The 21989-nt window shown below is 68.7% G+C and carries 8 protein-coding genes and 1 pseudogene; 5 read left to right on the forward strand and 4 right to left on the reverse strand.

Annotation, left to right across the window (positions count from 1 at the left end; genetic code table 11):
* Window positions 1–5: 5 nt before the first annotated feature.
* From AC1RRV_RS04515 to AC1RRV_RS04535, 5 genes are read left to right on the forward strand one after another with little or no spacing between them, the layout of a single operon-like run.
* Window positions 6–3137: a multidrug efflux RND transporter permease subunit gene (locus AC1RRV_RS04515; RefSeq protein WP_492858386.1), complete on the forward strand. Its 3132-nt coding sequence runs from the start codon at window positions 6–8 to the stop codon at window positions 3135–3137.
* Window positions 3134–6334: an efflux RND transporter permease subunit gene (locus AC1RRV_RS04520; protein WP_492858387.1), complete on the forward strand. Its 3201-nt coding sequence runs from the start codon at window positions 3134–3136 to the stop codon at window positions 6332–6334. The genes AC1RRV_RS04515 and AC1RRV_RS04520 overlap by 4 nt, the downstream gene beginning before the upstream one ends.
* Window positions 6331–7755, forward strand: coding sequence for an efflux transporter outer membrane subunit (locus AC1RRV_RS04525; protein ID WP_492858388.1), 1425 nt, complete (start codon window positions 6331–6333; stop codon window positions 7753–7755). The genes AC1RRV_RS04520 and AC1RRV_RS04525 overlap by 4 nt, the downstream gene beginning before the upstream one ends.
* Window positions 7756–7803: 48 nt before the next feature.
* Complete coding sequence (locus tag AC1RRV_RS04530; RefSeq protein ID WP_492858389.1) at window positions 7804–8970, forward strand: acyl-CoA dehydrogenase family protein; 1167 nt, start codon at window positions 7804–7806, stop codon at window positions 8968–8970.
* Window positions 8970–9770, forward strand: coding sequence for an HTD2 family dehydratase (locus AC1RRV_RS04535; RefSeq protein WP_492858390.1), 801 nt, complete (start codon window positions 8970–8972; stop codon window positions 9768–9770). The genes AC1RRV_RS04530 and AC1RRV_RS04535 overlap by 1 nt, the downstream gene beginning before the upstream one ends.
* A 6-nt stretch (window positions 9771–9776) precedes the next feature.
* Here AC1RRV_RS04535 and AC1RRV_RS04540 read toward each other — a convergent pair whose 3' ends face one another.
* The 4 genes and pseudogenes from AC1RRV_RS04540 to AC1RRV_RS04555 form a co-directional block, all read right to left on the reverse strand.
* Complete coding sequence (locus AC1RRV_RS04540) at window positions 9777–12212, reverse strand: FkbM family methyltransferase (protein ID WP_492858391.1); 2436 nt, start codon at window positions 12210–12212, stop codon at window positions 9777–9779.
* Complete coding sequence (locus tag AC1RRV_RS04545; RefSeq protein WP_492858392.1) at window positions 12191–14209, reverse strand: O-linked N-acetylglucosamine transferase, SPINDLY family protein; 2019 nt, start codon at window positions 14207–14209, stop codon at window positions 12191–12193. Before AC1RRV_RS04545 ends, AC1RRV_RS04540 begins: the two co-directional genes overlap by 22 nt.
* Before the next feature lie 154 nt (window positions 14210–14363).
* Window positions 14364–16814: a beta strand repeat-containing protein gene (locus AC1RRV_RS04550; protein ID WP_492858654.1), complete on the reverse strand. Its 2451-nt coding sequence runs from the start codon at window positions 16812–16814 to the stop codon at window positions 14364–14366.
* A gap of 56 nt (window positions 16815–16870) precedes the next feature.
* Window positions 16871–21817, reverse strand: a pseudogene (locus AC1RRV_RS04555) (beta strand repeat-containing protein); the annotation flags it as partial.
* Window positions 21818–21989 lie beyond the last annotated feature (172 nt).

Raw genomic sequence — 21989 nt, forward strand, 5'->3', positions numbered from 1 at the left:
CCGCGATGAACCCTTCGCGCCCTTTCATCCAGAGGCCGGTCGCCACGGCTCTGTTCATGGCCGCCATCGTTTTGGCGGGTCTGGTCGGCTTCAGGCTGCTGCCGCTGTCGGCCCTGCCCCAGGTCGACTACCCCACGATCCAGGTCCAGACCCTCTATCCCGGGGCCAGCCCCGAGGTGATGAGCCAGACCGTCACCGCGCCGCTTGAGCGGCAGCTGGGCGAGATGTCCGGCCTGGCCCGCATGAGCTCGGTCAGCACCGCCGGGGCGTCCGTCGTCACCCTGCAGTTCGAACTGGGCGAGACACTGGACGTCGCCGAACAGGAGGTCCAGGCCGCCATCAACGCCAGCGGCTCGCTGCTGCCGGCCGACCTGCCCGCTCCGCCGGTCTACGCCAAGGTCAATCCGGCCGACGCGCCGGTCCTGACCCTGGCCATCACGTCCGACACCCTGCCGCTGACCGAGGTGCAGAACCTCGTGAACACCCGCCTGGCCCAGAAGATCAGCCAGGTCTCGGGGGTCGGGCTCGTCAGCCTCTCCGGCGGCCAGCGGCCCGCCATGAGGATCCAGGCCGACACCCAGGCCATGTCCAGCTACGGCCTTACTCTATCGGATGTGCAGACCGCGATCAGCGCCGCCAACGCCAACAGCGCCAAGGGCAGCTTCGACGGTCCTACCCGCAGCTATACGATCAACGCCAACGACCAGCTGCTCAGCGTCGACGACTACAGGTCGCTGATCGTGAGCTACAAGGACGGCGCTCCGATCCGGCTCTCGGACATCGCTCAGGTCGTGGCCAGCGCCGAGAACACTCGCCTGGGCGCCTGGGCGGACAAGACCCCGGCCATCATCGTCAACGTCCAGCGCCAGCCCGGCGCCAACGTCATCAAGACCGTCGACGCCATCAAGGCCAAGCTGCCGGAGCTGCAGGCGGGCCTCCCCGCCACCCTGGACGTCCGCGTCCTGGCCGACCGCACCACCGGCATCCGCGCCTCGGTGCACCATGTCGAGCTCGAGCTGCTGCTAGCCGTGGTGCTGGTGGTGCTGGTGATCTTCTTCTTCCTGCACAGCCTGCGCGCGACGGTGATCGCCAGCCTGGCCGTGCCGATCTCGCTGATCGGCTCGTGCGGGGTGATGTATCTGATGGGCTTCTCGCTGAACAATCTCAGCCTGATGGCCCTGACCATCGCCACCGGCTTCGTCGTCGACGACGCCATCGTGATGATCGAGAACATCACCCGCCACCTCGAGCGAGGCGAAAAGCCCATGGAGGCGGCCCTGAGGGGCGCCAAGGAGATCGGTTTCACGATCATCTCGCTGACCATCTCGCTGATCGCCGTGCTGATCCCGCTGCTGTTCATGGGCGATGTGGTCGGGCGGCTGTTCCGCGAGTTCGCAATCAGCCTGGCCATCACCATCCTGATCTCGGCCGTGGTCTCCCTGACCCTGACGCCCATGCTGTCCGCGCGCTGGCTGACCGCCCATCCCGAGGCCGACACCAAGGGCGTCAGCAAGAAGGCCCAGGACCTCTTCGAACGGGTCGAGCGCCGCTACGAGCGCGCCCTGGCCTGGGTGCTGGAGCGCCAGACCGCGACCCTGATCACGGCCGTCGCCACCCTGGTCCTGACCGGCGTCCTCTACATGATCATCCCCAAGGGCCTGTTCCCCACCCAGGACACCGGCCAGCTGCAGGCGCGCACCGAGATGGCCCAGTCGGTCTCGTACGCGCGCATGTCGGATCTGCAGCAGCAGGCGGCCGAGGCGATACTGGACGATCCGGCGGTCGAGAACGTCGCCTCGTTCATCGGCGTCGACGGCGCCAACAACGCCATGCTCCACACCGGCCAGCTGCAGATCAACCTGAAGCGCGATCGCTCGGGCTCGCAGGAAGCGATCATGAAGCGCCTGCGCGAGCGGGTCGCCGAGGTGGCGGGCGTCACCCTCTACCTCCAGCCCACCCAGGACCTGACCATCGACGCCGAGACCGGCCCGACCCAGTACCGCCTGTCGCTGGAAGGCGCCGACACCGCCACCATCAAGGAATGGGCCGGCAAACTGACCGCCGAGCTGGCGCATGTGAAGGCGGTGCGGAACGTCTATTCCGACGCCTCGGCGACCGGCCAGGCGGCATTCGTCGACATCGATCGCGACACCGCCGCGCGCCTGTCGATCACCGCCTCTGACGTCGATGACGCCCTCTACAGCGCCTTCGGCCAGCGGATCGTCTCGACCATCTTCACCGAGACCAACCAGTACCGGGTGATCCTGGAGGCCAAGCCGGGCGTGCTGACCGACCCGACCACCCTGGGCAATCTGAACCTGAAGACCGGCGGCGGCTTGCCCGCGCCCCTGGCGGCGTTCTCGACGATCAAGACGCAAGAGTCGCCGTTGCAGGTGACGCACGTCGCCCAGTTCCCGGCCACCACGATCGGTTTCGACACCGCCCCCGGCGTCTCGCTGGGCCACGCGGTCGACGAGATCCGCAAGGCGATGAAGGCCATCGAGATGCCCGTCTCGGTGACCCACACCTTCCTGGGCGCGGCGGGGGCCTATCAGAACTCGCTGTCGAACCAGCTGTGGCTGATCCTGGCCGCCGTGGTCTGCGTCTACATCGTGCTGGGCGTGCTCTACGAGAGCTACATCCACCCGCTGACCATCCTGTCGACCCTGCCGTCGGCGGGCGTGGGCGCGCTGCTGGCCCTGTGGATCACCGGCAACGACCTGGGCGTCATCGGGATCATCGGCATCATCCTGCTGATCGGCATCGTCAAGAAGAACGCGATCATGATGATCGACTTCGCGATCGACGCCGAGCGCGAGCAGGGCAAGAGCCCGGAGGAGGCCATCTTCCAGGCGGCCATCCTGCGCTTCCGGCCGATCCTGATGACCACCCTGGCGGCCCTGTTCGCGGCCGTGCCGCTGATGCTGGGCTTCGGCGAGGGCGCCGAGCTGCGCCGGCCGCTGGGCATCGCCATCTTCGGCGGCCTGCTGCTCAGCCAGCTACTGACCATGTTCACGACCCCGGTGGTCTACCTGGCCTTCGATCGCCTGGCCCCGGCCGCGCGTCGCAAGCACCGTGACGAGGGCCCGCATCCCGACCGTGTCGACCCCGACCCGATCCCGGGGGCGCCGTCGTGAACCTCTCGGGTCCCTTCATCCGGCGGCCGGTCGCCACCATCCTGCTGACCCTGGGCGTGGCCATGGCCGGCATCGCGGCCTTTTTCGTGCTGCCGGTCTCGCCGCTGCCCCAGGTGGATTTCCCGACCATCTCGGTCTCGGCGAACCTTTCGGGCGCCAGTCCCCAGACCATGGCCTCCAGCGTCGCCACACCGTTGGAGCGACGGCTGGGCGTCATCTCGGGCGTCAACGAGATGACCTCGCAAAGCTCCACGGGCTCCAGCCGGGTCACCCTGCAGTTCGACCTGAACCGCAAGATCGACGGCGCCGCGCGCGAGGTGCAGGCCGCCATCAACGCGGCCCGCGCCGACCTGCCGGCGACGCTGCGCAGCAACCCGACCTATCGCAAGATGAACCCGGCGGACGCGCCGGTGATCATCCTGGCCCTGACCTCCGACTCCAAGACCCCCGGCCAGATCTACGACGCGGTGTCCAACATCGTCGCCCAGCGGATCGCCCAGGTGACCGGCGTCGGCGATGTCGAGATCGGCGGCGGCTCGCTGCCCGCCGTGCGGATCTCGGCCAATCCGTTCCTGCTGAACAAGTACGGCGTCGCCATGGAGGACGTCCGCGCGGCCATCCAGTCGGCCAACGCCAACCGCCCCAAGGGGGCGCTGGAGGGCGCGGGCCAGCGCTATCAGATCTACACCACCGGCGCGGGCCGCAAGGCCGCCGACTATGCCGGCCTGATCGTCGCCTGGCGCGGCGGAGCGGGCATCAAGCTGTCGGACGTGGCTCAGGTGACCGACAGCGTCGCCGACACCCGGACCCTGGGCCTGTTCAACGGCAAGCCGGCCATCATCGTCCTGATCACCGCCCAGCCCGGCGCCAACATCATCCAGACCGTCGACAGCGTCCGCGCCACCCTGCCCGAGCTGCGCGCCCAGCTGCCCGGCGACATCAGCGTGGCGGTGGCCAGCGACCGCACCAACTCGATCCGCGCCTCGCTGCACGAGATCGAGGTAACCCTGCTGATCTCGATCGTGCTGGTGATCGTCGTGGTCAGCGTCTTCCTGCGCAGCGCCCGGGCGACCTTCATCCCGGCGGCGGCGACCATCGTCTCGCTGCTGGGCACGTTCGGCGTGATGTACCTGATGGGCTTCTCGCTGAACAACCTCTCCCTGATGGCCATCACCGTGGCCACCGGCTTCGTGGTCGACGACGCCATCGTCGTGCTGGAGAACACCGCCCGCCATATCGAGAACGGCATGGACCGCTTCGCCGCCGCCCTTCTGGGCGCGCGCGAGGTCGGGTTCACCGTGCTGTCGATCAGCATCTCGCTGGTCGCCGTCTTCATCCCCCTGCTGTTCATGGGCGGTCAGGTTGGGCGCCTGTTCCGCGAGTTCGCCGTCACCCTGTCGGCGGCGGTGCTGATCTCGCTGGTCATCTCGCTGACGACCACGCCCATGATGTGCGCCTACCTGCTGCGATCCCAACGCAAGGAGAAGGAGGGACCCATCGCCCGCTTCTTCGAGCGCGCCTTCACGGTCGTGCATCGCGCCTACGAGCACAGCCTGGACTGGGCCCTGGCGGCCAAGCCGCTGGTGATCCTGATCCTGGTCTCGGTCATCGCCATGACCGCCTGGCTCTACATAGCCGTGCCCAAGGGATTCTTCCCCCAACAGGACAGCGGCCAGCTGAACGCCGGCATCCGCGCCGACCAGTCGGTCTCATCCCAGGCGATGCAGAAGAAGCTGCGCCAGGTGGTCGGCATCATCCACAAGGACCCCGCCGTCGACACGGTGGTCGGCTTCACCGGCGGCGGCCGCGCCGGCGGCGGCTTCCTGTTCGTGAACCTCAAGCCGATCGGCGAGCGCAAGGAGAAGGGCTCGGCCGTCATCGCCCGCCTGCGGCCGCAGTTGGAGCGCGTGACCGGCATCCGGGTGTTCCTGAACCCGGTGCAGGATCTGCGCATGGGCGGGCGGCAAAGCAATTCGACCTACCAGTACACCCTGACCAGCGACTCCAGCGCCGCCCTCAAGGAATGGTCCGCCAAGCTGGCCGAGGCGATGAAGGCCCATGACGACGTGCTGACCGACGTCGATTCCGACCAGCAGGAGAACGGCGTCGAGACGATGGTGACCATCGACCGCGACAGCGCCGCCCGCCTGGGGATCACGCCGCGCGCCGTCGACAACGCGCTCTACAACGCCTTCGGCCAGCGGCAGGTCGCGACGATCTACGAGGACGTCAACCAGTACGCCGTGATCCTGGAATGGCAGAAGGCCTTCGCCCAGGGCCCCGAGGCGCTGAACGACGTCCAGGTGCCGACACGCCCGGTGGGAACCGGCTCCGGAACCGCTGCGGCGACCCGCAGCGTCAATCCGGCCCTGCGCGATCCCTCGACCGGCGCGGCGCTCAACACCGCCGCCACGGCCATGACGCCCCTGCCGGCCATCGCCAGCGTCGCCCAGAACGCCACCCCGACCTCTGTCAACCACCAGAACGGCGAGCTGGCCACCACGGTCTCGTTCAACCTGGCCGACGGCAAGGCCCTGGCCGACGCGCGCCTGGCCGTCCAGCAGGCCGAGGCCGCGATCGGCATGCCGACCAGCGTGCGCGGCAGCTTCCAGGGCAGCGCCCGCGCCGCCAACGACCAGATGAAGCAGCAGCCCCTGCTGATCCTGGCCGCGATCGTGGCGATCTATATCGTCCTGGGCATCCTCTACGAGAGCTACGTCCACCCGATCACGGTGCTGTCCACCCTGCCCGCCGCCGGGGTCGGGGCGGTGCTGGCCCTGCTGATCTTCAAGATGGAGTTCTCGATCATCGCCCTGATCGGGGTCTTCCTGCTGCTGGGGATCGTCAAGAAGAACGCCATCCTGATCATCGACTTCGCCCTGGACGCCCAGCGCAGCCGGGGCCTGACCGCCCAGGAAGCCGCCCGCGAGGCCAGCCTGCTGCGCTTCCGCCCGATCCTGATGACCACCCTGGCCGCGGCCCTGGGCGCCCTGCCCCTGGCCATCGGCTTCGGCGAAGGCGCCGAGCTGCGGCGTCCGCTGGGCGTGGCCATCATCGGCGGCCTGATCGCCAGCCAGCTGCTGACCCTCATCACCACCCCCGTGGTCTATGTCTATCTCGACCGCCTGCGCGGGAAGACGCGCAAGGACGAGCGGCATCTGGCCCACCACCCGACCGCGCCGGAGCCCGCTCGATGATCGCCCCTTTTCGCCTGGCCTGCTCCGCATCGCTGCTCGCCCTGTTGTCGGCCTGCTCGATGACCCCGGCCTATGAAACGCCCGCCCTCAAGAGCGCCGCTCCCGCCCAGTACAAGGCCCTGGAAGGCTGGAAGACGGCCACGCCGTCCGATCATCTCGACCGGGGTGACTGGTGGACGCTGCTGGGCGACGCGCAGCTCAACGCCCTGGCTGAGCGCGTGAAGGTGGACAACCAGACCATCGCCCGCGCCGAGGCCGCCTATCGCCAGGCCCGCGCCCTGGTCCGCGAGCAGCGCTCTGGACTGTTCCCGTCCATCGACCTCTCGGCTTCGGCCAGCAAGTCCGGCGGCGGCGGCACGCGCAGCACACCCTCGGGCGGGGGCAGCACCAGCGCCGGCGACACCCAGCGCTATCAAGTCGGCATCGGCGCCGGCTGGGAGCCCGACGTCTGGGGCCGCATCCGCGCCGGGATCAGCGGCGCCAAGGCCGGTGCGGAGGCCAGCGCCGCCGACCTCGCCTCCGCCCAGCTGTCGGCCCAAGGCGAACTGGCGGCCAGCTATCTGGGCCTGCGCCGCGCCGACACCGAGATCGCGCTCGTGGGCGCGACGGTCGCGGGTTACCAGCGCAGCCTCCAGATCACCCAGAACCGCTACAACGCCGCCATCGCGCCCAAGTCCGACGTGCTGCAGGCCCAGAGCCAGCTGGCCAACGCCCAGTCGACCCTGGAGGGCCTGGTCCAGGACCGCGCCACCTTCGAGAACGCCATCGCCGTGCTGGTCGGCGAACCGGCCAGCAATTTCCGCCTGGCGGCCGACGCGACCTGGAAGCCGGTCGTGCCGGAGATCCCGATCGGCGTGCCCTCGACCCTGCTGGAGCGCCGTCCCGACGTCGCCGCCGCCGAGCGCCGCGTGGCCGCCGCCAATGCCGATATCGGGGTGGCCCGCGCCGCCTTTTTCCCGACCTTCAACCTCAGCGCCAATGGCGCCTCGACGGCCAGCAAGCTGGGCGACCTGTTCGCGGCCTCGGCCAACACCTGGTCGCTGGGGCTCTCGGCCGCCCAGACCCTCTTTGATGCGGGCGCGCGAAAAGCGCGGGTGGAGCAATCGCGGGCCGCCTACGACGCGACCGCCGCCGACTATCGCCAGACGGCCCTCCAGGCCTTCGAGGACGTCGAGAACCAGTTGACCGCCGCCCGCACCCTGGAGCGGCAGTACGCGCTGCAACTGACCGCCTCCCAGGCCGCCGACCAGACCGAGCAGATGCTGCTGAACCAGTATCGCGCCGGCCAGGTGGCCTACACCGACGTCGTCGCGGCCCAGGCCTCGGCTCTGTCGGCGCGGCGGGCGTTGATCACGACGACGGTCGCGCGCCAGACGACGGCGGTGGCCCTGGTCCAGGCTCTTGGCGGCAGCTGGCGCTGACCTCGCGGGAGGCTGGACGCGGGGCCCGCCAGGCCCGAAGCTCGGCCCATGTCCGCTTCCGCCGATCCTGAACTGATCGAAGCCCTGCGCCAGACGGTGCGGGCGCTCTGCCGTGACTTCCCGCCGGCCTATTGGCGCGGCCTGGATCGCGAGAAGGCCTATCCGACCGACTTCGTGGCGGCCATGACCAAGGCCGGCCTGCTGGGCGTGCTGATCCCGGAGGAATACGGCGGCGGGGGCCTGGGTCTCACGGCCGCCTCGGCGATCCTGGAAGAGGTCCACGCCAGCGGCGGCAACGCGGCCGCGCTGCACGCCCAGATGTACACCATGGGCACGGTGCTGCGGCATGGCTCCCAGGCCCAGAAGGACACCTGGCTGCCCAGGATCGCCGACGGCTCGATCCGGCTGCAGGCGTTTGGCGTCACCGAGCCCACGGCCGGCACCGACACCACCTCGATCTCGACCTTCGCCCGCCGCGAGGGGGATACCTATGTGATCAACGGCCAGAAGGTCTGGACCAGCCGGGCCGAGCACTCCGACCTGATGGTCCTGCTGGCCCGCACCACGCCCAAGGACCAGGTCGCCCGCAAGAGCGAGGGCCTGTCGGTGTTCCTGGTCGACATGCGCGAGGCCAAGGGGCGTGGACTGACGATCAAACCGATCGCCACCATGCTGAACCACGCCACGACCGAGATCTTCTTCGACAACCTGGTCATCCCGGCCGACAGCCTGATCGGCGAGGAGGGCAAGGGCTTCCGCTACATCCTGGACGGCATGAACGCCGAGCGGATCCTGATCGGCGCCGAGTGCCTGGGCGACGCCGCCTGGCTGATCGGCAAGGCCCGCGACTACGCCAACAGCCGCGTCGTGTTCGGCCGGCCGATCGGCCAGAACCAGGGCGTGCAGTTCCCGATCGCCCGCGCCTATGCCCAGGCCCACGCCGCGCGCCTGACCGTCTATGACGCCGCGGCCCGCTATGACGCCGGCCTGCCGTGCGGCGAGCAGGCCAATATCGGCAAGATGCTGGCCTCCGAGGCCTCGTGGGCGGCGGCGGAGACCTGCCTGCAGACCCACGGCGGCTTCGGCTTCGCCGAGGAGTACGATATCGAGCGCAAGTTCCGCGAGACGCGTCTCTACCAGGTGGCCCCGATCTCGACGAACCTGATCCTGGCCTATGTCGCCGAGCACGTGCTCGGCCTGCCCCGCTCGTACTGATGAGCGCCTTCGCCGACTGGGTCGGTCGCGAGCGACGGCGGACGGCGGTCCTGGCGGCTTCCGACCTGGCCCGTCTTGCGGCGGTGCTGGATCGACCCGCGCCGCCCGACGAGGTTCCGCCAGCCTGGCACTGGGCCTGCCTGGCCGATCCGGTCGCGCGCGCCGATCTCGGTCCCGACGGCCACCCCCGGCGCGGCCTCTTCCTGCCGCCGATCGAGGCGCCCCGCCGAATGTTCGCGGCGGCGGACCTGCGGTTCGCAAAACCGCTGCGCATCGGCCTCGAAACCGAGCTGGTCGAGACCATCGCCAAGATCGAGGACAAGCCCGGCGCCAGCGGGCCGCTGACCTTCATCACCCTGGATCGAACCTTCAGCCAGGCTGGCGAGCGGTGCGTCCAGGAACGCCAGACCATTGTTTACACCGCCGCCCCGCCCTCGCCTCGGACCGCGGACACGGAATCCGCCCCGGCCGCCGATTGGAGCCAGGAGACCCCGACCGATCCCGTGCTTCTGTTCGCCTTCTCGGCGGCGACATCGAACAGCCACCGCATCCACTACGACCTGGACTACGCGACAGGGGTCGAGGGCTATCAGGGCCTCGTCGTCCACGGCCCCCTGATCGCCCTGCTGCTGTTGGACGCCATGCCCGAACGGCCGCTGACGCGCTTCGCGTTTCGCGCCGTGAAACCCGCCTTCGCCGGCGAGACCGTCACGGCGCGCGGCCGCCTTGTCGAAGACGGCGCCGCGCTGTGGGCCGAGGCCGACGGGACGGTTCTGATGACCGCCAAGGCGACCTTCTAGGCTGCCCTACTCCTCCAGCGTCGACGTATCGAAGCCGTGGTACAGCGACAGGAACCGGAACGGATGGCCTGGGACGTACTCGTTGAACATCACGTTGTTGATGTCGCTGAAGGTGTCGAAGATCCCGATCGATACGTCGGGGACGTGCAGCGCCAGGTGATGGCGGGCCAGGTTCAAGGCGACCTGGTCGATCCAGCGGGTGACGGTTTCACCGCTCAGGCGCTCGTCCAGATAGGTTCGCAGCCAGCGCAGCAGCACGGCGGTGGCGGGGGTCGGGCGGGCCAGCAGCAGGTTGGCGGTGATCCGCGAGCCGGCCTGGATGTTGCGGTCGTTTTCGTTGATCACCAGGTCCGCGTCGCGCCACTGGTCGAGGAGATCGGCGACGCCGCGCTGCAGCAGCAGGTCGATATCCGACACGAAGACCGGCCGTTGCAGCAGGTCCAGCAGGCCGCCCAGGCGCTGGAAGCGCACCGACTGGTAGTGGGCGACGGGGATCTCGATCAGGCCCTTGGGCGGGGCCTCGAAGCACTGGGTCGTCACCGCCGAAGCGTCGAAGTCATCGCCCACGAAGACCAGGCGCGGATCCTCGATCCGCACGGTCGCCGCCGCTTCCGCCAGGCGATCCTTGCCGCCGATCACGTGGATCACCACCAGGAACGGCACGTCGCTGTGCTTGATCACCGACAGGGTCAGCAGGCGGCCATAGAGCTCGACATAGCGCTCGTCGGCGGCGGCGAAGAACACCACCTGGGCGCCCAGGGCGTCGGCATGGGCCTTGAGCCCTTCCGCGTCGAGGGTCTGGCCGTCGCCGGTCAGGAAGATCTGGGGGCCATCGTCCGGCGCATCCGGCGTCGGCCCATCAAGGTTCGCCCCGGTCAGGGAGTCCATCACCACCCGATAGTGGATCACCCAGTCGGTCCACTGCGGCCCCGGCGCCTGGACGTCCAGCGCCTGCGCCTCGGCCAGCAGGGCCTCGAACAGGGCCAGCCGCTCCCAGGTCAGAGGCTCGCAGAGGATCAGGCTGACGGCGTCGTGATAGAACTTCATCCGGCCTAGCGCGTGCAGTCCGGAGTGCGGATTGCGGGCCGTGGCGATGGCCTGGGCCAACTCGCCGGCGACGTCGATCGCGGGCTCTTCCGGCGCGGGCGGCGGCTCGGCGCCGGGCCCCACGCCTTCGAAGAACCGGCTCATCGCCGCCAGCGCCTCGCCACGCGCGGGCAAGGCACCCTCGCCGCCCAGGATCTCGAACCGAAGCCCGCCTCGCCAGCCGACCTGCAGCTCGAACCTGTTCATCGCCTGCTCCCAGGCGGTCTCGCCCGGGAAGGTCAGATGCTCGATCAGGGGCGTCTTGGGGGCCAGGACCAGGACGCCAGCGTCGTTGTCCACGCCCCAGCGGTGATGGGCGAAGCCGCGATGGGGCCCCTCGGGCTTGAGGACCTCGAGAAAGCGCGACGGCGTGGTGATCCAGCCGGCCTCGGCGACCAACGGCAGGCGTTCCAGCAGCACCGAGGGCCGAGCTAGGAGCTGCAGGGCGTGCAGCGCCACCACATAGTCGAACCGGCCTTCACGGGCCACGTGGGCCAGGATGGCGCGGTAGGTCTCCTGATCCGACAGGTCGCCCGGGAACTCGACGTCCGCCCCGCCCAAGGTCGCGTCACGCAGATCCTCGGGCCAGCCCGGCGGACCGCCGCCGATCGTCAGGATGCGAAAGTCGGGATTCTGGGCTTTGCGGGCTCTCAGGTGCCTTACGAGGCCGTTCAGGTCGTTCAGCGCCGTCAACCGCCCGAACTGGGACGGCCGCGCCGCCCGTCGCTTGAACAGGAGGTCCATCTGCAGGATGCCGTCACGGACCTCCTCCAGGCGGTGGAAATCGGTGACGTCGACCGGCGCGAAGCCCATGGACGCCAGCTGCGCGAAGACGTCCTCGGCCGGAGGCGCGCCCTCGTTGAAATTGACGACCGAGATCTCGATCAGAATGTAGTCGGCCTGGCGCAGGACCGTCGCGCCGCCGCGCAGCACATCGAGCTCGGCGCCTTGGGTGTCGATCTTGACGAAGTCGAAGCGACGGCCGCTCAGCAGGTCGTCCAGGCGGACCTTGGGCACCGTTCGCTGAACCACCAATTCGTCGCGGAAGTAGTGCGAAGCCTCGCGGTAGAGCGAGGCGCCGGTCGTCTGCAGCCAGTCCTTGGACAGGAACAGCTCGGCCTCGCCTGCCGCGTCGGAGGCGGCGACCATGTGCCGCTCGAACGGCGTCTGGGCCAGGGCGTCCTCGCAGAACGGATTGGGCTCGACCAGGGTCGGGGCGCAGTCCGGAAAGGCCTGCAGGAAGCCCCGGGTGAAGTCGCCGACGTTCGCGCCGATATCCAGAAGGGTGCGTGGCGCGTAGCCGTCGAGCTTCAGGGCCTCCAGCTGCCGGCGGTTCACGTGGACGCGCCCTCCCACAACCGCCCGTCGGCCGGGATCGACTTGACCTGGTCGCGCCGCGCCAGCTCGTGGACATAGAGGGCGTCCAGGTCGGGCTCGGCCTGCATCTCGCGATCGTCGCGATCCAGGGTCAGGCCGATATCGAGATAGGTCAGCAGGTTGGCGAGGTTCGGCCGCGGCCGCTGGCCAGCCTGGTATTCGGCGATCATCTCGCCGTAGAGCTCTTCCAGCTTGCCCGCCAGCAGGTCCATGTCGAACAGCACGCAGGTGTCGCGATTGGCCGCCAGGCTTTCGCGCATCGCCTGGGCCTTGGCGCGATCGGAGCCGATCTCGACGGCCTTCTCGACATAGGCCTGGGCGCTGTCGACCACCAGCTCAGGCAAGCCGGCGCTACGCACCAGGCTGCCGCAGACCCGCGAGGCGAAGCAGCGGCCTGACCAGGTCAGGACCGGCACGGACATCCAGAGCGCGTCCGAGGCGGTGGTGTGGGCGCCATAGGGCGTGGTGTCGAGGAACAAGTCCGCCAGGCGATAGCGCGCCAGGTGCAAGGCGTTCTGCATCTTCGGCGCGAAGACCAGGCGCGTGCGGTCCACGCCCCGCGCCTCGGCCGCGTCGCGCAGGCGGGCGTTGGTCTCGGGATTGCTGTCCAGCAGCCAGAGCACGCTGCCCGGCGTGCGCTTCAGGATCTCCATCCAGCGGCCAAAGCTGTGCGGCGTGATCTTCTGGGTGCCGTTGAAGCAGCAGAAGACGAAGCCGTCCTCGGGCAGGCCCGCCTCGGTGCGGGTCGGGCAGCTGTCGTCGACCTTCCGACGGCGGTCATTGGGCTGGTAGCAGGGAATCCGGCGAACCGCCTCGGTGTAGTAGTGCTCCATCTCCGGCGGGATGATCCACGGGTCGCCGACGATGTAGTGGTGATAGTCGCTGCCCATCGTCCCCGGATAGCCCAGCCAGTTGACCAGGATCGGCGCGGGACGCCGGGCGAAGACGGCCGACCGGGCGTCGCGGGTGTGGCCGTTGACGTCGACCAGGATATCGATGCCGTCCTCGGCGATGCGCTGGGCGGCCTCGTCGTCCGTCATCGGACGGATGTCGGTGAAGTGCTCGACCGCGGCCCGGATGCGGGTGTTCAGCCCGTCGCTGGACTCCGGCCCGCAATAGTAGGCGAACACCTCGACCTTCGACTTGTCGTGCACCTCGAACAGCTCGGCCATCAAGTATCCGACGGCGTGATCGCGCAGGTCCGACGAGATGTAGCCGATGCGCGGGCGGCGGCCGGCCAGGTCGATCGGCGCGTCGCGGCGGTCGGCGCGGATCTGCTCGGGCGTGGCCTTGGCCTCGCGCTCGATGAACACGTTCGCGGCGGCCATCTGCAGCACGGGATCGTCGGTATAGGCCGCGATCGAGAGCGGATTGACGCCCTCCAGCAGGACCTCGCGGCGGACGCGCTCGCTCGGCAGCAGCGCCGGCCATTTGCATTGCGAGAGGCGCGTGGCGACCAGCTGGCCGATCACGTCCATCGCGTGCGGGTCGAGGTCTGCGGCCCGCTGCAAGGCCATCTCGGCGCGGGCCGGCTGGTGCATTTCGCCTAGCAGGCGGGCGATCTGCTTCAGGCAGGTGAAGGCGTATCCCACGCCCATGCCGCTCATCACGCCCGGGCGGTTGGCGCCGATCTCCCAGGTTGCGATGGCTAGCTCGTTCAGTCCCGCGCGCTCCTGCAGGCCGCCCAGATTGACGTAGGCCGGCATGAAATCGGCGTTGAGGGCGATGGCCTGCTCCAGCGAGGCCGCGGCGCCGGCATTGTCGCCGAGAGCGGCCTGGAGGATGGAACGATTGAACAGCGCCACGCAGAGCTGCGGATGCTCGGCGTTGAACCGGATCCAGACCTTGTAGGCCTGGTCCGCCAGGGCGGGCTGTCCGCCCCCTCCCAGGCTCGCGGCGAGGGTGATGATGTCGCCGAGCGGGTAACCTTCAGCGGTCAGCTTGCTCAGCAGATCCAGCGTATCGACGTCGGCCATTGTCTTCCTGAAACCGATTGGCGGCGGACAGGCGCGGGCGAGCACGGCGCGCGAGTCAGCCGAACACGATCATGGCATGGGGTGGGAGCCTCGACCAATGGCCGAGACGCGAGCCGCCGCCCGCGCCGGTGGGCGCGAGCGGCGAGCGTCAGAGTCAGTTGATCGTCAGGTACGAAGCGATCTGAGCGTCGCTCAGGCTCTGCACCTGGGTGGCGGTCAGGGCGCTGGCCTGGGTGCTGCTCATCGCCTCGATGTTGGTCGTCGAGAGATAATCCAGCTGGGTCGAGGTCAGGCCGGACAGCTGCGTGGCTTGCAGCTGGCCGATCTGGGTGGTGTTCAGAGCGCCCACCACCGTCGTCGACAGAGCGCCGAGCTGGCTGGTGGTCAGCGCCGCCAGCTGGGTGTCGGCCAGGTCGCTGACGTCGGTCGTGGACAGGCCCTTCAGCTGCGTCGAGGTCAGACCCTTGATCTGGGTCGTCGACAGCGCGCCGGTCTGGGTGGAGTCGAAGGCCGAGACGTTGGTCGCCGACAGGGCCGCCAGTTGCAGGATGCTCAGGGCGGCGATCTGGGTGTCGGCGAACTGACCGATATCGGTCGTGCTCAGGCCCGCCATCTGGCTGGCGACCAGGCCCTTCACCTGGGTGGTGGTGAGGGCGCCGACCTGGGTGGTGTCCAGCGCCGAGAAGGCCGTGGCCGTCAGCGCACCGACTTGCGACGCGTTCATGCCGCCGATCTGGGTGGTCGACAGCTGCGCCGCCTGCGTCGAGGCCAGGACCCCGAGCTGCGCGTTGGTCAGAGCGCCGATCTGGGTGTCGCCCAGCTCGCCGATGTCCGTCGTCGACAGGCCCTTCACCTGGTCGACCGTCAGGCCCTTGACCTGGGTGGTCGTCAGGGCGGCGGTCTGGGTGGCGTTGAAGGCCGAGACGTTGGTCGTCGACAGCGCCGCCAGTTGGCTGGTGGCCAGGGCCGCGATCTGGGTGTCGGCGAGTTCGCCGATATCCGTCGTCGTCAGGCCCTTCAGCTGGTCGACTGTCATGCCCTTGATCTGGGTGGTGGTCAGCGCCGTCATCTGGGTCGCGTTCAGCGCCGAGAAGTTGGTCGCATTCAGCGAGCCGATCTGAGCCGCGGTCAGCGCCGCCACCTGGGTGTCGGCCAGCTCGCCGATATCCGTGGTGGTCAGGCTCTTCAGCTGCGTGGCCGTGAGGCCCTTCAGCTGGGTGCTGCTCAGGGCGGCCACCTGGGTGCCGTCCAGGTTCGAGAAGCCGGAAGCCGTGAAGCCGCCGATCTGCGTCGAGCTGAGCGCGCTCACCTGGGTCGTGGCCAGGGCCGCGATGTTGGTGGCGTTCAGGCCGCCCAGCTGCTGAGTCGTCAGACCCTTCACCTGGGTCTCGGTCAGGGCGCCGATCTGGGTCGAGTTCAGCAGGGTCAGGTTCGTCGACGGGATCGCCCCCAGCTGGGTGGCCGAGAGGCCACCGATCTGGGTGGTCGACAGTTCCTGCACCTGGGTCGAGGCCAGGGCCCCGATCTGGGCGGCCGAGAGCGCGCCGATCTGGGTCGAGGACAGCTCGTCGATGTCGGTGACCGACAGGCCCTTCAGCTGCGTGGCCGACAGCGCCTGAATCTGCGTGTTCGCCAGCGCCGCCACCTGGGTGTCGGACAGGGCCGAGATGTTGGCCGCCGAGATGTTCTTCAGCTGGTCAGCGGTCAGGGCCGAGATCTGCGTGGTCGAGAACTCGCTGATGTCGGTGGTCGTCAGGCTCTGCAGCTGGGTGGTCGCGATGCCCTTGATCTGGGTCGCCGACAGGGCCGCCACCTGGGTGCTGTCGAGCAGCGAGAAGCCCGTGGTGCTGAACGACCCGATCTGGCTGGCCGACAGGCCCGTGATCTGGGTGTCGGCGAGCTCGGCCAGCGCGCCGCTGTCCAGACCCTTGATCTGGGTCGCAGAGAGGCCCTTCAGCTGGGTGGAGCTCATCGCGGCCCACTGCGTCGCATCGAGCAAATTCAGGGTCGTGGTGTCGAAGCCGCTGACCTGGGTCGAGGCGAGCGCGGCGATGGCCGTTTCGCTGAACTCCAGCGCCTCGCCGCTCATCCCGTTGATCTGGGTGGCGGACAGGCCCTTCACCTGGGTGGCGGTCAAGGCGGCCATGGCGGTGCTGTTGAGCGACCGCAGGTTCGTCGACGACATGGCTCCGAGCTGGGTGGAGCTCAGCGCCGCGATATTGGTCTCGCTGAAGGAGCCCAGGATGCCTTGCGGCAGAGCGCCGAGCTGCGAGGTGTTCAGGCCAGGGATCTGGCTGGCTTCCAGATCGTCGTAGAACGCGCTCGCGAAGTTGGTGAAGGATTCCTTCTTGATGGCGCCGATCTGGGTCGTGGTCAGCGCCTTGATCTCGGTCCCGTCGATCGAGGTGATGTTGGTCGCCGTCAGCGCCCCCACCTGAGCCGTCGTCATGGCGGCGAGTTGGGTCCCGGTCAATTCGGACAGAAGGCCGCCGGTGACCGCGCCGATCTGGCTGACGGTCAGCGACTTGATCTGCGTGGTCGTCAGCGCCTGCGTATTGGTTTCGTTGATGCCGTTCAGATAGCTCGCCGAGAGGGCGGCGATCATGGTCGTCGAGACGGCGGCCGTCTGGGTTGCGTCGAGGTTGTCGAACAGGGCGCCGGCGAGATCCTTGGCCTGGGTTGCCGCCAGGCCGCCCAACTGCGTGGTCGTCAGAGCGGCGACCTGGGTCGATTCCAGGTTGCCCAGGGCGGTGACGTTCAGCGCGGCGAGCTGGCTGGGGGCCAGGAACGACACCGAGGTCGAGAACTCGCGAATGTTGTTGACGTCAAGCGAGCGCAGCTGGGTCGCCGACAGGCCCTTGACCTGGGTCGACGACAGGCTTTGCACCTGGGTCGAGTTCAGGGCCTGGAAGGCCGTGTTGCTGAGCGCGCCGATCTGGGTCGCGGTCAGGCCGGTCAGCTGGGTTTCCGACAGCTCCTGGACCTGGGTGTCGACCAGGGCGCCGACCTGGATGGCCGACAGCGCGCCGATCTGGGTCGAGGACAGTTCGTCGACGTCGGTGACCGACAGACCCTTCAGCTGGGTCGCCGTGAGCGCCTGGATCTGGGTGTTGGCCAGCGCCGCCACCTGGGTGTCGGCCAGGGCCGAGACGTTGGCGGCCGACAGGTTCTTCAGCTGGTCGGCGGTCAGGGCGGCGACCTGGGTCGTGGCCAGCTCGCCGATGTCGGTGGTGGTAAGGCCCTTCAGCTGGTCAGCCGTGAGGCCCTTGATCTGAGTGGTCGACAGGGCCGCGACTTGCGTGCCGTTCAGGGCCGAGAAGCCCGTGGCGGTCAGCGAGCCGACCTGCGAGGCCGAGAGCGCCGCGACCTGAGTATCGGCCAGTTCGCCGATATCCGTGGTCGTCAAGCCCTTCAGCTGGGTCGCCGTCATGCCCTTGATCTGGGTCGTGGACAGGGCCGCGACCTGGGTGCCGTTCAGGGCCGAGAAGCCGGTGGCCGTCAGGGCGCCCAGTTGGGTCGCCGTCAGGGCGCCCACCTGGGTGTCGGCCAGTTCGCCGATGTCGGTCGTCGTCAGACCGGCCAGTTGCGTCGCGGTCAGACCCTTCATCTGGGTCGCCGACAGCGCCGCCACCTGGGTGGCGTCGAAGGCCGAGAACTTGGTCGCGCCGAGCGCGCCGATCACCGAGGAGCTGAGACCCGAGATCTGGGTCGTCGTCAGGTCCTGCACGTTCAGCGCCGTGACCTGAGCCGCGCTCAGGGCCGAAAGCTGGGTGTCGGCCATCTCGCCGATGTCGGTCGTCGTCAGGCCGGCGATCTGGGTGTTGGTTAGGCCCTTGATCTGGGTGACCGTCAGGGCCGCCGTCTGGGTGGCGTCCAGCGCCGAGAGGTTGGTGGCCGAGAGGTTCTTGATCTGATCGGCGGTCAGGGCGCCGATCTGGGTGTCGGCCAGCTCAGCGATGTCGGTGGTCGACAGGCCCTTCAGCTGGTCGGCGGTCAGGCCCTTGATCTGGGTGGTGGACAGGGCCGCGACCTGCGTGCCGTTCAGGGCCGAGACGTTGGCCGGCGACAGGGCGCCGACCTGGACGGCCGAGAGGGCCGCGACCTGGGTGGTGGCCAGCTCGCCGACGTCCGTGCTCGTCAGACCCTTCAGCTGGGTCGCCGTCATCCCTTTGATCTGGGTTTCGCTCAGCGCCGCGACCTGGGTCGCGTTCAGGGCCGAGAAGTTGGTGGCAGTCAGCGCGCCCACCTGGCTCGACGATAGGGCCGCGAGCTGGGTGTCGGCCAGGTTGCCGATGTTGGTGGTGTTCAGGCCGCCCAGTTGGCTGGCGGTGAGGCCTTTGACCTGCGTGGTGCTCAGCGCCCCCAGCTGGGTCGCGTCCATCAGGCTGAGATTGGTCGAGGTGATCGCGCCGAGCTGGGTGGCCGAGAGGCCGCCGATCTGCGTGGTCGAGAGTTCCTGCACCTGGGTCGAGGCCAGGGCGGTGATCTGGGCGGCCGAGAGCGCGCCGACCTGGGTCGAGGACAGCTCGTCGATGTCGGTGGTCGTCAGACCCTTCAGCTGGGTCGTCGACAGGGCCGCGACCTGGCTGTTGGTCAGGGCCGTGACCTGGGTCTGGCTCAGGGCCGAGACGTTGGCGGCCGACAGGTTCTTGATCTGGTCGGCGGTCAGGGCCGCGACCTGGGTGTCGGCCAGCTCACCGATGTCGGTGGTCGTCAGACCCTTCAGCTGGTCGGCCGTCAGGCCCTTGATCTGGGTCGTGGACAGCGCCGCGACTTGCGTGCCGTTCAGCGTCGAGAAGCCCGTGGCGGTCAGCGAGCCGAGCTGCGTCGCCGTCAGGGCGCCCACCTGGGTGTCGGCGAGGTCGCCGATGTCGGTGGTCGTCAGCCCCTTCAGCTGGGTGGCCGTCAGGCCCTTGATCTGGGTGGTCGACAGAGCCGCGGTCTGGGTGGTGTCCAGCGCCGACAGGCCGGTGATCGACAGGGCGCCGACCTGGGTCGCCGCCAGGGCCGCGACCTGGGTGGTCGCCAGCTCGCCGATGTCGGTCGCATTCAGCGCCGCCAGCTGCGAGGTCGTCAGACCCTTGACCTGGGTTTCGGTCAGGGCGCCGACCTGGGTGGCGTCCAGGGCCGAGAAGTTGCTGGCCGAGAGCGCGCCCACCTGCGAGGCGCTGAGCGCCCCGATCTGGGTCGTCGACAGGCTCTTCACGTTGGTCTGGGTGAGCGCCGAGATCTGCGAGGTCGCCAGGGCGGCGATCTGGGTGTCGGCCAGTTCACCGATGTCGGTGGTCGACAGACCCGCCAGCTGGGTGTTGGTGAGGCCCTTGATCTGGGTCGTCGTCAGCGCCGCGACCTGGGTGTCGGCCAGGGCCGAGACATTGGTCACCGAGAGATTCTTGATCTGGTCAGCCGTCAGGGCGCTGACCTGGGTGGTCGACAGTTCACCGATGTCGGTGGTCGACAGGCCCTTCAGCTGGTCGGCGGTAAGGCCCTTGATCTGGGTGGTGGTGAGCGCGGTGACCTGGGTCTGGCTCAGGGCCGAAACGTTCGTCGCGGTCAGCGCGCCGATCTGGGCGGCCGACAGGGCCGCGATCTGGGTGTCCGCCAGCTCGCCGATATCGGTGGCGTTCAGGCCCTTCAGCTGCGTCGCGGTGAGGCCCTTGATCTGGGTCTCGGTGATCGCCGCCACCTGGGTGCCGTTCAAGGCCGAGAAGCCGGCCGAGGTCATCGCGCCCAGCTGGGTCGAGGACAGGGCCCCGACCTGGGTGTCCGCCAGGTTGCCGATGTTGGTGGTGTTCAGGCCCGCCAGCTGGCTGGCCGTGAGGCCCTTGACCTGGGTGGTGGTCAGCGCGGCGGTCTGGGTGGCGTCCAGCTGGCTCACGTTCGTCGTGGTCAGCGCGCCGATCTGGCTCGAGGACAGGCCACCGATCTGAGTGGTCGACAGCTGCTGCACCTGGGTCGTCGCCAGCGCGCCGACCTGGGCCGTCGTCAGGGCGCCGACCTGGGTCGAGGACAGCTCGCCGATGTCGGTGGTCGACAGGCCCTTGACCTGGGTCGTCGTCAGACCCGCGACCTGGGTGTTGGTCAGGGCCGTGACCTGAGTCTGGTTCAGGGCCGAGATGTTGGCGGCCGACAGGTTCTTGATCTGGTCGGCGGTCAGGGCCGCGACCTGGGTGTCGGCCAGCTCGCCGATGTCGGTGGTCGTCAGACCCTTCAGCTGGTCGGCCGTCAGGCCCTTGATCTGGGTGGTCGACAGCGCCGCGACCTGGGTCGCGTCGAGGGCCGAGACGTTGGTGGCGGTCACGCCGGCCAGCTGGGTGGCCGCGAGGGCGCCGATCTGGGTGTCGGCCAGTTCGCCGACGTCGGTGACGCTGAGACCCTTCAGCTGGGTCGCCGTCATGCCCTTGATCTGGGTGGCGCTCAGCGCGGCGACTTGAGTGGCGTCCAGGGCCGAGAAGGCCGTCGTGGTCAGCGAGCCCAGCTGCGTGGCGCTGAGGGCGCCGACCTGGGTCGTGGCCAGCTCGCCGATGTCGGTCGCGTTCAGCGCGCCCAACTGGGCGGTCGTCAGGCCCTTGATCTGCGTTTCGCTGAGCGAACCCACCTGGGTGCTGTTCAGGGCCGAGAAATTCGTGGCGCCGAGCGCGGCGACTTGGGTCGCGGCCAGGGCGGCCAGCTGCGTGGTCGCCAGCTGCTGGGCTTGGGTGGTGACCAGGGCGCCGATCTGCGAGGCGTTCAGGGCGCCGACCTGGGTGTCGGCCAGCTCACCAATGTCGGTGGTCGTCAGGCCCTTGATCTGGTCGGTGGTCACGCCCTTGATCTGGGTGACCGACAGCGCGCCCACTTGAGTGGCGTCGAGGGCCGAGAAGTTGGTGGACGACAGCGCGCCCACCTGGACGGCCGAGAACGCGCCGACCTGGGCCGCCGACAGCTCGCCGATATCGGTGGTCGTCAGGCCCTTCAGCTGCGAGGTCGTCAGCGCGGCGATCTGGGTGTTGCTGAGCGCGCTGACCTGGGTCGCATCGAGCTTCGACAGATTCGTGGCGCTGAGCGCGGCCAGGCGGTCGCCGGCCAGGGCGCCGATCTGGGTGCCGGCCAGTTCAGTGATATCGGTGGTGGAGAGGCCCTTCACCTGGCTGGCGGTCAGACCCTTCACCTGGGTCTCGCTCAGCTGACCCACTTGAGTCGCGTCGAAGCCCGAGAAGTTGGTCGCCGACAGGGCACCCAGTTGCGTCGCGCTAAGAACGGCGATGTGAGAGACGTCGAGGCCAGCCAGCTGGGTCGAGGTAAGGGCCGAGACCTGCTGGGTGGAAAGCTGCGTAAGCTGCGTGACGTCGAAGGTCACCGAAGTGGCGAACTTCGGGATCTGCGTCGCGGTGAGCGCCTTGACCTGCGTCGTACTGAGCGCGGCGACCTGCGTATCCGCTAGCGCCCCAATGCCCGTTGCGCTGATCGCGGCGACCTGAGTGCCGCTGAGGGACTGGATGTCCGTCGTCGACAAGCCTTGGATCGCGGTGACCGTCAGGGACGAGATCTGCGCGGCGGAGAGACTGGAGATCGGCATACATATCCATCCTTGCTGGCGGATACGCCCCTTAGCGTATCACTGAGCAATGTGGAGACGCCCCCCAAACGCTGACGTCTCGGCAACAAGCCACACTACGGCCTATCTCGCGTAACCATAAGTCCTTTCCAAGTCCTTTCAACGAGACAAGCGGACGCAGCCGAACACCCGAGACGCCGCGCACGCCAAGGCAGCCTGTTTTGGCCACTGAGATTTGCCACA

The organism is Caulobacter sp. GW821-FHT11E10, from assembly GCF_058808375.1.